The organism is Pseudomonas sp. Pseusp97, assembly GCF_047304025.1.
In the GTDB taxonomy this organism is placed as follows: Bacteria; Pseudomonadota; Gammaproteobacteria; order Pseudomonadales; family Pseudomonadaceae; genus Pseudomonas.
The window spans coordinates 1-12109 of sequence record NZ_JBGLYK010000179.1 but is presented as its reverse complement, the minus strand read 5'-3'; the positions used below and the strand labels follow the sequence as shown (position 1 = coordinate 12109).

The window sequence follows — 12109 nt, the reverse complement described above, 5'->3', positions numbered from 1 at the left end:
CCTCGGGCAACAGCGCGGCGCCCGCGGCGGTCAGGGACAGGCGCCGCGTGGTGCGGTGCACCAGGGTCGCGCCCAGTGCCTGCTCCAGCGCGGAAATCCGTTTGGACAACTGGCCCTTGCTGCAGCCGAGCTTCTCCGCCGCACGGGTGAAGCTGCCGCATTCAAGCAGCACGGCGAAGGCGGAAAGGTCTTGCAGATCACTGGCGATTGTTTCCATATGAAAACCAAAAGTTACCGATTGGATGGATTATCAAAACAGAAGCTCACTCTAGACTGAATTCACTATCAGCCAAACACCTCAGTGGAGTGCTCATGAAAATCATCCTGATCGGCGCCAGCGGCACCCTCGGCCAGGCCGTCTACAACGAACTGGCCCCGCGCCACGAGATCATCCGCGTTGGCCGCAGCAGCGGCGACTATCGCGTGGACATCACTGACAGCGCCTCGATCCGCGCGCTGTTCGAACAGGTCGGCGGCTTCGACGCGCTGATCAGCGCCGCCGGCAAGGTGCACTTCGGTGCCCTGGCGGAAATGGGCGAGGCGGAAATGGCGGTCGGTCTGAAGGACAAGCTGATGGGCCAGGTGAATCTGGTGCTGATTGGCAGCCAGTACGCCAACGACGGCGCCTCCTTCACCCTCACCACCGGCATCCTCAGCGAGCAGCCCATCGTGCTGGGCAGCTCGGCCAGTCTGGTCAACGGCGCAGTGGAGGGCTTCGTGCGCAGCGCCGCCCTGGAATTGCCGCGCGGCCAGCGGATCAACGCGGTCAGTCCGAACGTGCTGGTGGAGTCGATGGAGGGCTACGCGCCGTTCTTCCGCGGCTTCAAGCCGGTGCCGGCCGCCGACGCCGCCCTGGGCTTCGCCCGCAGCGTGGAAGGCAAGCAGAGCGGGCAGGTGTACAAGATCTGGTAACAGAACGTCCTCGTAGGGCGCATAACCTGGAACAGGTTATTCGCCGGAAGCCGCGCGGCGGATAACGCTGGCGCGTTATTCGCCCTACGACTGCGCCTTCTGCAGCGGTTCGCGAGCAAGCTCGCTCCTACGAAAAGCACCATGCGTGAACTGTAGGAGCGAGCTTGCTCGCGAACAGCGCTACTCGGCCTTGCCGACGAAGCAAACCGGCGAGCTCCCCTCGTCCTGCTTCTCCAGCTCATCCTCGAGAAACTCCGCCAGCACCCGGGCGTTGTTGTACTCCTCGTCCTTCGCGGCATAAAGCAGCGTAAGCGTGCCCTTGCGCGCCAGGTCAAGCAGGCCCATCCAGTGCTCCGGATGGGCATTCAGCTCGCCGTGGTAGGCCTTGCGGAATTCCTCGAACAGGCTCGGATCATGATGGAAGCGCTGGCGCAGTTCGTTGGACGGCGACGCCTCCTTGGCCCACTGCAGCATCTGCAGGTCCTCCTTGCGAATCCCCCGTGGCCACAGGCGGTCAACCAGCACGCGCTGGCCGTCTTCCTGCGCCGCCGCTTCGTAGGCGCGCTTGCAACGAATCATCCGAAATCCTCCTCGTCGGCTTGAGGTGGCCGGCTTCGCTGGGTAACGTGGGCGCACTTTCGAGGGAGCCCGTTCCATGCGATCCAGCCGTTTCATTCTGTTCAGCCTGCTGCCCCTGTTCGCCGCCTGCCAGGTGTGGACGCCGAACAAGACCGATCTTAACGCCTCCACCCGCCTGCAGGGCGAACTGACCCGCCAGGACGGCAAGCTGGTGTTCCGCAGTTGCACCGAGCAACGCCGCTTCAGCATCGAGGACACCGGCAACACCGGCCTGCCCCGCGACGCGCTGGAGATGTTCAACGACGGCGCCGCCTCGCTGTACGCCGACCTGCGCGGCAGCTTCAGCGGCAGCAGCGCCCAGGGCACCGACGGCAAGCTGGAAGTCTCCAAGGTCTATCGCCTGCAGAACGAAGGCTCCGGCTGCGATGATCCGAACTTCAAGCGCGCGGTGGTCCGCGCCCACGGCAACGAACCGGGCTGGAGCGTGCTGGTCAACAGCCAGGGCATGCTGATCGAGCAGCCGGGCAAGGAATCCCTGGTCCTGCCCTATATTGCCGAAGGCGTGCCCGACGGCAGCACCAGCTACTCCAGCGAAGCCAACGGCGAGAAGGTCGAGCTCTGGGTTGCCCCGGCGCGCTGCCAGGACAGCATGAGCGGCGCGCTGAGCAACCTGTCCGCCGAGCTGCGCCTGGACGACAAGGTCATGCGCGGCTGCGCCTATCCGGGCGGTTCCAGCGGCGATTGATCGCCGCCGGTGAAGCTCCGACCGTAGGGCGCATAACCTGGAACAGGTTATCCGCCGGTTGTAGCGGCGGATAACGCTGACGCGTTATGCGCCCTACGAGCTGCAAACAACGTAGGAGCGGACTTCGTCCGCGATGGGTATCCGGCGCGATGCGGAGCTATCGCGGACGGAGTCCGCTCCTACGCACATGGAAAATCAAACCAGCAACCCCGCCGCCATCAACCGGGCCTTGAGCACGGCGAAGTCGCCGTCGTATTCCCAGTACGCCAGTCGGCCATCGCTGGCGGTCACCAGCACGTATTTCTCGCTGATCGACTGGATGCGCTCGAGGCGCACCAGTTTCTCGACGAAATCCGGGTCCGCGACCTGTTCGATCACTTCGCGGTTCTGCTCGTCGTAGCCGTGCATGATGAACGCCGCACGCACCCTCAGGCTGATGAAGCTCATGTTCCGGGTACTCCTCGAAGGGCGGCGTCGGCCGCGTACAGGGCGTGCAATGCGGTGGTGTCGAACAGCGGCACCGGGGCATCCGCCGCGCCGACCAGCAGGGAAATTTCCGTGCAGCCGAGGATCACCGCTTCCGCGCCCTGCTCCACCAATGCCCCGATGATGCGCCGGTACTCTTCCCGCGACTCGTCGCGAATCCGCCCCAGGCAGAGTTCCTCGTAGATGATCCGGTGCACCACCTGGCGATCGGCCTCGCCCGGCGTCAGCACCTGCAGGCCGAACCTGTCCACCAGGCGATCCTTGTAGAACGCCTGCTCCATGGTGAAGCGAGTGCCCAGCAGGCCGACCGTGACAACGCCCGCCGCGCGGATCGCCTGGGCGGTCGGGTCGGCGATGTGCAGCAGCGGGATATCCACCGCCGCCTCGATGGCCGGCGCCACCTTGTGCATGGTGTTGGTACAGAGCACGAGTAAGTCCGCGCCTGCCGCCTTCAACGAACGGGCCGCGTTCGCCAGCACGCGCCCGGCAGCGTCCCAGTCGCCGGCGTGCTGCAGGCGTTCGATCTCGTGGAAGTCCACGCTGTACAGCGCAACCTTCGCCGAGTGCAGGCCGCCCAGGCGTTCCTTGATGCGTTCGTTGATCTGCCGGTAATAGGGAATGGTCGACTCCCAGCTCATGCCGCCGATCAGGCCGATGGTCTTCATGCTCCCTCCATGGGGGTCAGTCCAGCCCGATGCAGGGCAGCTCGCCGGGCAGCGCCGCGCCGTGCTCGGCGCACTGGCGCACGGACTCGATCAGCGGATCGAGGTCGAAGCCCTGGGAAATCAGCCACAACGGGTTGTAATAGGTGGTCTCGTAGCGCTCACCGCCGTCGCAGAGGATCGCCACCACCGAGCCGCTCTCGCGCCGCGCCACCATCTGCCGCGCCACCAGCAGCGCGCCGATCAGGTTGGTGCCGCTGGAGCCGCCGACGCGCCGGCCCAGGCGCTGCGCCAGGTAGTGCATGGCAGCCAGGGAAAGGTCATCCGGCACCTTGCAGCAGGCATCGAGCACGTTGGGCAGGAAGGAGGCCTCCACGCGCGGGCGGCCGATGCCTTCGATGCGCGAGCCGTAGCTCAGGGTCAGGTCGCGGTCGCCGGTCTTGTAGGAATCGAAGAACACCGAGCGTTCGGCATCGGCGCAGAGCACGCGGGTGTCATGCCGGCGGTAGCGGGCGAAGCGCCCCAGGGTCGCCAGGGTGCCGCCGGTGCCGGGGCTGGAGACCAGCCAGGACGGCTCGGGGAAGCGCTCGTGGCGCAACTGCTGGAAGATCGACTCGGCGATGTTGTTGTTCGCCCGCCAGTCGGTGGCGCGCTCGGCGTAGGTGAACTGGTCCATGAAGTGGCCGCCGGTTTCCTTCGCCAGGCGCTCGGACTCCGCGTAGATCTGCGTCGGGTCCTCCACCAGGTGCGCCTGGCCACCGTAGAAGGCGATCTGCGCGATCTTCTCCTTGGAGGTGCTGGCCGGCACCACGGCAATGAAGGGCACGCCGAGCAGCCGCGCGAAATACGCCTCGGAGATCGCCGTCGAGCCGCTGGACGCCTCGATCACCGGCGCCCCCGGCTTCAGCCAGCCGTTGCACAGCGCATAGAGGAACAGCGAGCGCGCCAACCGGTGCTTGAGGCTGCCGGTGGGATGGCTCGACTCGTCCTTGAAGTACAGGTCGACGCCCGGCAGACCGGGCATCTCCAGAGGGATCAGGTGGGTATCGGCGCTGCGCTGGAAATCCGCTTCGATGATGCGGATCGCCTCGCGGGTCCAGTTGCGTTCCTGGGCGGCCATCGTGTCGTTCTCCTGGCAGGGCAAGCGGTTCAACAGGTTCAGTCCAGCACACCGGCGGGCGCTGTGGGCGGCGCGCTGCGCCACTGGCTGAGGGCGACGCCGGCGAACACCAGGCCGGCGGCCAGCGCCTGCTGGCCGCTGAGCACCTCGCCCAGCAGCAGCGCGGCGAAGATCAGGGTGAACACCGGGATCAGGTTGATGAAGCCGGTCGCCTGGCTCGCCGGCAGGCGGCTGACGCCGAAGTTGTACAAGCCATAGGCACCGACGGTGACCACGCTGCCCAGGTAGGCCAGGGCGAACCAGCCGGTCAGGCCGGGCGCCGCCGGCATTCCGGAGGTCGCCAGCGCCAGCGGCAGGAAGAACAGCGAGCCGATGAACGCCTGCATGGCCGTCAGGATGAAGGGCGAGTAGCGCGCCGACAGGTGCTTGAGCAACAGGTGTAGCCGGTGGCGCAGAACATCGCCAGCAGCTCGTAGAAGTTGCCCAGCAGCGGGTCGGGCGCGTGACGGTCCGGCTCGCTCGCCAGGGTCAGCCAGAGCGAGCCGAGCACCGCCAGGGCGAAGCCCAGCCAGGTGTTGCGGGCGATCTTCTCGTGCAGCAGGAAGAACGCGCCGACCGCTACCAGCAACGGCAGCAGTGCGGTGATCATCCCGGCCTGGGCTGCGCTGGTGTGCTGCAGCGCCAGGGACTCGAAGATGAAGTACAGGCAGGGCTCGCAGGCGGCCAGCGCCAGCAGCCACTTCCAGTCGCCGGCGCGGTAGTCGATGCGCCCTCGCCAGCGCCAGGCGGCGAGGAAGATCAGGCTGCCCAGCGCCATACGGGCGAAGATCACCCACATGGCCGGCATTTCCTGGAAGGCGAATTTCAGCGCGATGAAGGAACTGCCCCACAGCGCCATGGCCAGCACCAGGCACGCGAGGGCGAACGGCCGGGATTGCTGCACGGGACGCTCCAGTCAAAAGGTGCCTGGAGTATAGGAGGCGCGCACTGGCGGCCGACAGGTACAGAATCGCGGGGAAACTGTATGGGCTGGAGATCTTTCGTAGGAGCGAGCTTGCTCGCGAACAGATTCACCGGCGGTTCCGGCGCTGGGGCGGTTCGCGAGCAAGCTCGCTCCTACAGTTGGCGGGATGATATGGCGTGATCCTGAAAGATTCGCTTCCGCCGCAAGGGAATTCGCGGACAAGGTCCGCTCCTACGAAAAGCTCCCCGGCTCCGGTTCTGAAGGTTTCCAGAGGAACATCCGCACGCACCGAATGCCCCGTTCAGGAGGCCTCGTAGAAGCGGAGTTTCAGGGGTTGAGCGACATGGATGTCGCGAGAGCGGCGATGGGCCAGGGATGGCCCTTCGACGCGTGCCCCGGAAACTTCGCTTCAACGAGGGAATTTTTCGCCTGAGCGAAAAACCGGATGTCCGGGGCAAGACCTTTTGGTTCCTTTTGGGAGGGCGGCTATCCGACGTTTGCCAAAAGGGACTCGCCCGAGGGGGCGAAACACAGAGTCCACGCGCACGCCAAAGCGGCGCAAAGCACCCAATCCACAAGCATCGCAAACAATCAGTCCCAGGGCTTGCCCTTGGTCCCCCGCTCCACCCGCACCCGCTGCTGCATCGCCGCCTTGGCCAGCAGGTGCGCGCTCACCGGCGCGGTGATGAAGAGGAACACGGTGATCAGTATTTCATGCAAGCTGACACCCTCGCCGCGCGTACTGAAATACAGCAGCGAAGCCAGCACCACCCCGCCCACCCCCAGGGTCGAGGCCTTGGTCGGCGCGTGCAGGCGCGTGTAGAAGTCCGGCAACCGGTACAGGCCGATGGCGCCGAGCAGGGCAAACAGGCTGCCGGCCAGCAACAGCACACAGACCAGCGCTTCGATCAGAACACTCATTCGATGATGTCTCCGCGCAGCAGGAACTTGCACAAGGCCACGGTGCTGACGAAGCCCATCACCGCAATCAGCAGCGCCGCCTCGAAGTACAGGCCGCTGCCCTTCCAGATGCCGAACAGCACGATCAGCGCGATGGCTTCCACCGACAGGGTGTCCAGCGCGAGGATGCGGTCCGCCACCGAGGGCCCGCGAATCAGCCGCGCCACGGTGAGCAGCACGGCGAGCCCCAGCAACGCCAGGCAGATCGGGATCACGATGCCGAGCACGGGAACACCTCCTTCAGCGGCGCCTCGTAGCGCGCCTTGATGTCCGCCACCAGCGCCTGCGGGTCGGGTACGTCGATGCCGTGCACCAGCAGCGTGCGGCGGTCGGCGAAGAGGTCGGCGGAACAGGTGCCCGGCGTCAGGGTGATGACGCTGGCGAGGATGCTGATGGCCAGGTCATCGGTCAGCTCCAGAGGAATCTCGACGAAGCCCGGCTGCAGCTTCGCCTTGGGCCCCAGCACCAGTTTCGCCACCTGCAGGTTGGCCACGACTATGTCGTAGAGCACCAGGCCGATAAAGCGCAGCAGCAGGCCCGGACGCTGGATGCGCGGCGCAGCCAGCAGCAGGTTGCGGCACAGCAGCGGGATCGTCAGGCCGAGGAATGCGCCCAGCAGCCAGTGGCCGAGGGAGAAGTCGTTGACCAGCAGCAGCCAGCTGACCAGCAGCACGCCGCTGAGCAATGGATGCGGAAGGATGCGCCGGATCATGCGCCACCTCCCAGCAGGATCGCCTGGCGGTAAAGGCCGGCATCGAGCAATTGCACGGCCGTGGCCTGTGCATAAGTGATCAGCGGCCGCGCGGCGACCACCATCAGCGGAGCGCTGGCCAGCAGGCCGAAAGCGGCGAGCATCTTCACCGGCTCACGATTGGCACTGCCCAGCACACTCAGGCCCGTGCGCCAGAACAGGGTGCTGCCGGCGCGGCTCAGCGCGACTATGGTCACCAGCCCGCTGACCAGCACGACGCTCCACAGTGCGACGGCCTCGCTGCCGCCGCTCACCGAGCGCAGCAGCATCAGCTTGCCGAGGAAACCCGAGAGCGGCGGCAGGCCGGCAACGGCAATGGCACCGAAGAAGAACGCACCACCGAGCAGATGCGGCTGCAGCAGCGCCGGTCCCTGCACCAGTCGGCCGCCCTTCTCACCGCGCTGGCGGGCGATCAGGTCGGCGAGCAGGAACAGGCCACCGGCTACCCAGATGCTGTGCAACAGGTAGTAGAGCGCCGCAGACAGCGCCTCCGGCGTGCCCAGCGCGATGGCCGCCAGCAGCGTGCCGGCGGAAACCACCACCAGGTAGGACAACAGGCCTTGCAGCGTGGTCGCCGCCAGCGCACCCAGCGCCCCGGCGACTATCCCGGCCAGCGCCAGCGGCCACAGCCAAGCCTGCGCGAGGTTCGCCAGCTCGCCGGCCTGCTCGCCGAAGATCAGCGTATACACGCGCAGGATCGAGTAGATGCCGACCTTGGTCATGATCGAGAACAGCGCCGCCACCGGCGCGCTGGCCTCGGCGTAGGCCTTGGGCAGCCAGAAGTACAGCGGCAGCAGTGCCGCCTTCAGTCCGAACACCACCAGCAGCAACAGCGCCGCGGCGCGCACCAGCGGCGCCTGCTCGGCGCTCAACTGGGCCACGCGCTCGGCCATGTGCGCCATGTTCAGGGTGCCGGTGATGCCATACAGCGTACCCACCGCAATGAGGAAGAACGCCGAACCGACGAGGTTGAGCACCACGTAGTGCACACCCGCGCGCACCCGCCCTGCCCCGCCGCCATGCAGTAGCAGCGCGTAGGAGGCGATCAGCAGGATCTCGAAGAACACGAAGAGGTTGAACAGGTCTCCGGTGAGGAAGGCCCCGTTCAAGCCCAGCAGCTGGAACTGGAACAGCGCATGGAAGCGCTTGCCACACCGGTCATCCCCACGCACCGCGTAGATCAGCGACAGGCTGGCGAGCAGCGCGGTAGCCGCGATCATCAGGGCACTCAGGCGATCCAGCACGAGGATGATGCCGAACGGCGGCTGCCAGTTGCCCAGCGCGTAGAACTGCACCACGCCGCTATCGGCCTGTTGCAGCAGCACGGCGGAAAGCGGCAGCAGCGCCAGGGTCGCGAGCAGCGACAGGCCGCGCTGCAGGCGCTCGCCCGCGAGCAGCAGCGCGCAACCGGCGAACAGCGGCAGCAGGACGGGAAGAATCAGCCAGTGGTTCATTGGCCTTCCTCCCCGTTGCCACCGTCCACATGGTCGCCGCCGGTCTCCGCCAGCCCGCGCAGGGCCAGCACGATGACGAAGGCGGTCATGGCGAAGCCGATGACGATGGCGGTCAGCACCAGCGCCTGGGGAATCGGGTCACCGGCGTTGGCGACCTGGCCGATCACCGCCGGATCGCCGGCCAGCCGGCCCATGGCGAAGAGAAACAGGTTGACCGCGTAGGACAGCAGGGTCAGCCCCAGCACCACCGGGAAGGTGCGTGCGCGCAGCAGCAGGTAGACACCGCTGGCGGTCAGCAGGCCGAGGGCGATGGCGAACAGCGCTTCCATCAGGGCGCCTCCTTGGACAACAGCGGCTCTCTTGGCTCTAACGAGGGGGGCGGCGCAGTGACCGAACCGAGGCCCGAGAGGATCAACAGCGTCGCGCCGACCACGGTGAAGTACACGCCCAGGTCGAAGAGCATGGCGGTGGCCAGCTCGATGTCGCCCACCAGCGGAATATGGAAGTGGCCGAACGCCGAGGTGAGGAACGGGAAACCGAAGAACCAGGCGCCCAGCCCGGTCAGCCCGGCGATCAGCACACCGAGGCCGGCGAGGCGGCTGTAGTCGAGCGGCAGGCGCGTGCTCACCCAGCGGCTGCCGCAGGCAATGTACTGGAGGATCAGCGCCACCGAGGTGATCAGCCCGGCGATGAAGCCGCCGCCCGGCAGGTTGTGCCCGCGCAGGAAGATGAACACCGAGACCAGCAGCGCCAGCGGCAGCAGCAGGCGCGACAGCGTGGCGAGGATCGGCGGGAAGCGGTCCTTCGCCCAGGCGCGGCCTTCGTCGTCAGTCTCGCGGCGCAGCAGGCGCAGGCCTTCGAGCAGCGCGAAGATGCCGACCGCGGCAATCGCCAGCACGGTGATCTCGCCGAGGGTATCGAAGCCGCGGAAGTCCACCAGGATCACGTTCACCACGTTGTGCCCGCCACCACCGGAGACGCTGTTCTCCAGGTAATAGCCGGCGATGCTGTCGTAGGGACGGGTGAGCACGGCGTAGGTCAGCAGCGTCACCATCACGCCGGCGCCGATGGCGATCACGAAGTCGCGCAGGCGGCGCAGACTGCTGGAGGTCTTCGGCGTACGCGCCGGCAGGTAGTACAGCGCCAGCATCAGCAGGACCATGGTCACCACTTCCACCGACAGTTGCGTGAGCGCAAGGTCGGGTGCGGCGAAGCGGGCGAAGGCCAGGGCTACCAGCAACCCGGCGATGCTGAGGATCACCAGCGCGGTCAGGCGCTGGCGATGGAACCAGACGGTGAGCGGCCCGGCGATGGCCAGCAGAACCAGGCCCAACGCGGTGATGCCGTCCAGCGGCGTCTGCGCGCGGTCACCCTGGATAGCGGGCAGCGGTGCGAGGCCGGCGAACACCACCACCACGGCGGCCAGCACCAGCAGCATGGCGTAGCGCTGCAGCGAGCCGTTCTCCAGGTAGCCGGTCACGCGCGCGGCAAAGCGCACCACACGCTGCACCTGCTGTTCGAACACCAGCTTGGCGTCCATCGCCGGCAGCCCGGCGTACCAGTCGAACAGCGGTTTGCGCAGCACGTAGAGCAGCACGCCGCCAGCGGTGGCAACGAAGCTCATCGCCAGCGGCGCGTTGAAACCGTGCCAGATCGCCAGGCTGTATTCCGGCAGCGCGCCGTTCAGGCTCGAGGCGGCAGCGCCGGCCAGCAGCGGGCCGACGATGACTCCCGGCATGACGCCCACCAGCAGGCAGATCAGCACGAGGATTTCCACCGGCACCTTCATGTAGCGCGGCGGCTCGTGGGGATGCGGGTTGGGCAGGTTGATCGGTTCGCCGTTGAAGAACACGTCGTGGATGAAGCGCACCGAGTAGCTCACCGAGAACAGCGCGCCAACGGTCGCCAATGCCGGGATCACCCAGTTGAAGCTGCCCATCATGTTCTGCGCCAGAGTCTCGCCGAAGAACATCTCCTTGCTGAGGAAGCCGTTGAGCAGCGGCACGCCGGCCATGGAAGCCGACGCCACCATCGCCAGCACGGCCGTATGCGGCATGTACTTCCACATGCCGTTGATGCGGCGCATGTCGCGGCTGCCGGTCTCGTGGTCGATGATCCCCGCGGCCATGAACAGCGAGGCCTTGAAGGTGGCGTGGTTGATGATGTGGAAGATCGCCGCGACGTTGGCCATGGGCGAATCCAGGCCGAACAGCAGGGTGATCAGGCCCAGGTGGCTGATGGTCGAGTAGGCCAGCAGGCCCTTGAGGTCATTCTGGAACAGCGCCATGAAGGCGCCCATCAACAGAGTCGCAAGACCGGTCAGGCTCACCAGATAGAACCACAGGTCATTACCCGACAGCAGCGGGTACAGGCGCGCCAGCAGGAACACGCCGGCCTTCACCATAGTCGCCGAATGCAGGTAGGCCGACACCGGCGTCGGCGCCGCCATCGCATGGGGCAGCCAGAAGTGGAAGGGGAACTGCGCAGACTTGGTGAACACGCCCAGCAGCACCAGGCACAGCGCCAGCGGGAACAGCGGGCTGGCCTGCAGCACCTCGCGGGCACCGAGCACGGTGGAGAGCTCGAAGCTGCCGACCACATGGCCGATCAGCAGGATGCCGGCGAGCAGTGCCAGGCCGCCGCCACCGGTGACCGCCAGGGACATGCGCGCGCCCTTGCGCGCGTCCGAGCGATGGCCCCAGAAGCCGATCAGCAGGAACGACGACAGGCTGGTCAGCTCCCAGAACACCAGCATCAGCAGCAGGTTTTCGCTGAGCACTACGCCGAGCATGGCGCCCATGAACAGCAGCAGGAAGGCGAAGAAGCGCCCGGCTGGCTCTCTCTCCGACAGGTAATAGCGCGCGTAGAGAATCACCAGCAGGCCGATGCCGAGGATCAGCAGGGCAAACAGGAAGCCCAGGCCGTCCAGGCGCAGGCTGAGGTTCAGGCCCAGTTCCGGTAACCAGTCCACGCGCTGCACCAGCGGCTCGGCGCCCAGCACCGCGCGCTGGGACATCAGCAGGATCAAGCCGGCGAGCGGCACCACGCCGGTGGCGGCAGCGCAGGCGGTGCGGCCGAAACGCTCGGCCAGCAGCGGCAGCAATACCCCGAAGAAAGGCAGCGCGATGATCAGCGCCAACGTCATGACCCACTCCTTTTCACCGCCGGACGGCGTTCAGACAGGCAACACCGCGCAAAGGCGGCCGGCTTGCAAAGGCGACGATTATCCATATCTATCGATCATGCGTCATGGATTGAATTATTACGAAACTGCAGGCTTGAGCCGCGTCCGCCTTGAGCTGCAGCGAATTTGCGATCCCCCATACGATAGCGGGGGGGGCGGGCGGCGACCGGGGAGGGGGGGGGGGGGGGGGGGGCGGGCGCCGGGGGGGGGGGGGGGGGGGGGCGGGGGGGGGGGGGTGGGGGGGGCGGGGGGGGGGGGGGGGGGGGGGGGGGGGGGGGGGGGGGGGGGGGGG

General features: G+C 66.8%; 14 protein-coding genes and 1 pseudogene. 2 read left to right on the top strand and 13 right to left on the bottom strand.

All coding sequences use genetic code 11. The annotated features are described in order from the left end of the window. Window positions 1-217 (bottom strand): LysR family transcriptional regulator (locus ACCC94_RS22685; protein WP_413351837.1); only part of this gene is annotated, 217 nt, incomplete at its 3' end. 95 nt (window positions 218-312) lie between these two features. Here ACCC94_RS22685 and ACCC94_RS22680 point away from each other — a divergent pair. Next, complete coding sequence (locus tag ACCC94_RS22680; protein ID WP_413351836.1) at window positions 313-912, top strand: short chain dehydrogenase; 600 nt, start codon at window positions 313-315, stop codon at window positions 910-912. Window positions 913-1092: 180 nt separating this feature from the next. Here ACCC94_RS22680 and ACCC94_RS22675 read toward each other — a convergent pair whose 3' ends face one another. Beyond that, the gene (locus ACCC94_RS22675) at window positions 1093-1491 is read right to left on the bottom strand and encodes a DUF488 domain-containing protein (protein ID WP_413351834.1); all 399 of its coding nucleotides are present in this window, start codon (window positions 1489-1491) and stop codon (window positions 1093-1095) included. Window positions 1492-1567: 76 nt separating this feature from the next. Between ACCC94_RS22675 and ACCC94_RS22670 the strand changes: the two genes are divergently transcribed. Continuing rightward, window positions 1568-2236, top strand: a complete 669-nt coding sequence (locus tag ACCC94_RS22670) for a COG3650 family protein (RefSeq protein WP_413351833.1) — start codon at window positions 1568-1570, stop codon at window positions 2234-2236. Window positions 2237-2431: 195 nt separating this feature from the next. On the opposite strand, the gene ACCC94_RS22665 is transcribed toward ACCC94_RS22670, so the two are convergent. The 11 genes and pseudogenes from ACCC94_RS22665 to ACCC94_RS22615 all read right to left on the bottom strand — a co-directional run. After that, window positions 2432-2683, bottom strand: a complete 252-nt coding sequence (locus ACCC94_RS22665; RefSeq protein WP_413351832.1) for a hypothetical protein — start codon at window positions 2681-2683, stop codon at window positions 2432-2434. Beyond that, on the bottom strand, window positions 2680-3387 hold the full coding sequence (locus tag ACCC94_RS22660) for an aspartate/glutamate racemase family protein (protein WP_413351831.1): 708 nt from the start codon (window positions 3385-3387) through the stop codon (window positions 2680-2682). The genes ACCC94_RS22665 and ACCC94_RS22660 overlap by 4 nt, the downstream gene beginning before the upstream one ends. Window positions 3388-3403: 16 nt before the next feature. Then, complete coding sequence (locus ACCC94_RS22655) at window positions 3404-4504, bottom strand: PLP-dependent cysteine synthase family protein (protein ID WP_413351830.1); 1101 nt, start codon at window positions 4502-4504, stop codon at window positions 3404-3406. A gap of 38 nt (window positions 4505-4542) precedes the next feature. After that, window positions 4543-5402, bottom strand: a pseudogene (locus ACCC94_RS22650) (DMT family transporter). Window positions 5403-6059: 657 nt separating this feature from the next. Beyond that, window positions 6060-6389, bottom strand: a complete 330-nt coding sequence (locus tag ACCC94_RS22645; protein WP_413351829.1) for a Na+/H+ antiporter subunit G — start codon at window positions 6387-6389, stop codon at window positions 6060-6062. Then, window positions 6386-6655: a K+/H+ antiporter subunit F gene (locus ACCC94_RS22640; protein WP_413351828.1), complete on the bottom strand. Its 270-nt coding sequence runs from the start codon at window positions 6653-6655 to the stop codon at window positions 6386-6388. Before ACCC94_RS22640 ends, ACCC94_RS22645 begins: the two co-directional genes overlap by 4 nt. Further along, window positions 6640-7140: a Na+/H+ antiporter subunit E gene (locus tag ACCC94_RS22635; protein WP_413351826.1), complete on the bottom strand. Its 501-nt coding sequence runs from the start codon at window positions 7138-7140 to the stop codon at window positions 6640-6642. The genes ACCC94_RS22640 and ACCC94_RS22635 overlap by 16 nt, the downstream gene beginning before the upstream one ends. Next, a complete protein-coding gene (locus ACCC94_RS22630) occupies window positions 7137-8633 on the bottom strand; it encodes a monovalent cation/H+ antiporter subunit D (protein ID WP_413351824.1) in 1497 nt (498 codons plus the stop codon). Before ACCC94_RS22630 ends, ACCC94_RS22635 begins: the two co-directional genes overlap by 4 nt. Next, window positions 8630-8962 carry a Na+/H+ antiporter subunit C gene (locus tag ACCC94_RS22625; protein ID WP_207885160.1) on the bottom strand — a complete coding sequence of 111 codons (333 nt, stop codon included), beginning with the start codon at window positions 8960-8962 and terminating at the stop codon, window positions 8630-8632. Before ACCC94_RS22625 ends, ACCC94_RS22630 begins: the two co-directional genes overlap by 4 nt. Then, window positions 8962-11778 carry a monovalent cation/H+ antiporter subunit A gene (locus ACCC94_RS22620; RefSeq protein WP_413351823.1) on the bottom strand — a complete coding sequence of 939 codons (2817 nt, stop codon included), beginning with the start codon at window positions 11776-11778 and terminating at the stop codon, window positions 8962-8964. The genes ACCC94_RS22625 and ACCC94_RS22620 overlap by 1 nt, the downstream gene beginning before the upstream one ends. A gap of 95 nt (window positions 11779-11873) precedes the next feature. Further along, window positions 11874-12109 (bottom strand): hypothetical protein (locus ACCC94_RS22615; RefSeq protein ID WP_413351822.1); only part of this gene is annotated, 236 nt, incomplete at its 5' end.

Excerpts from the sequence above, each read along its gene's own strand:
- ACCC94_RS22625 (WP_207885160.1), bottom strand. The coding sequence starts at position 8,962 with ATGGAAGCGCTGTTCGCCATCGCCCTCGGCCTGCTGACCGCCAGCGGT.
- ACCC94_RS22675 (WP_413351834.1), bottom strand. The coding sequence starts at position 1,491 with ATGATTCGTTGCAAGCGCGCCTACGAAGCGGCGGCGCAGGAAGACGGC.
- ACCC94_RS22670 (WP_413351833.1), top strand. The coding sequence starts at position 1,568 with ATGCGATCCAGCCGTTTCATTCTGTTCAGCCTGCTGCCCCTGTTCGCC.
- ACCC94_RS22645 (WP_413351829.1), bottom strand. The coding sequence starts at position 6,389 with ATGAGTGTTCTGATCGAAGCGCTGGTCTGTGTGCTGTTGCTGGCCGGC.
- ACCC94_RS22635 (WP_413351826.1), bottom strand. The coding sequence starts at position 7,140 with ATGATCCGGCGCATCCTTCCGCATCCATTGCTCAGCGGCGTGCTGCTG.
- ACCC94_RS22665 (WP_413351832.1), bottom strand. The coding sequence starts at position 2,683 with ATGAGCTTCATCAGCCTGAGGGTGCGTGCGGCGTTCATCATGCACGGC.
- ACCC94_RS22655 (WP_413351830.1), bottom strand. The coding sequence starts at position 4,504 with ATGGCCGCCCAGGAACGCAACTGGACCCGCGAGGCGATCCGCATCATC.
- ACCC94_RS22680 (WP_413351836.1), top strand. The coding sequence starts at position 313 with ATGAAAATCATCCTGATCGGCGCCAGCGGCACCCTCGGCCAGGCCGTC.
- ACCC94_RS22630 (WP_413351824.1), bottom strand. The coding sequence starts at position 8,633 with ATGAACCACTGGCTGATTCTTCCCGTCCTGCTGCCGCTGTTCGCCGGT.
- ACCC94_RS22620 (WP_413351823.1), bottom strand. The coding sequence starts at position 11,778 with ATGACGTTGGCGCTGATCATCGCGCTGCCTTTCTTCGGGGTATTGCTG.
- ACCC94_RS22660 (WP_413351831.1), bottom strand. The coding sequence starts at position 3,387 with ATGAAGACCATCGGCCTGATCGGCGGCATGAGCTGGGAGTCGACCATT.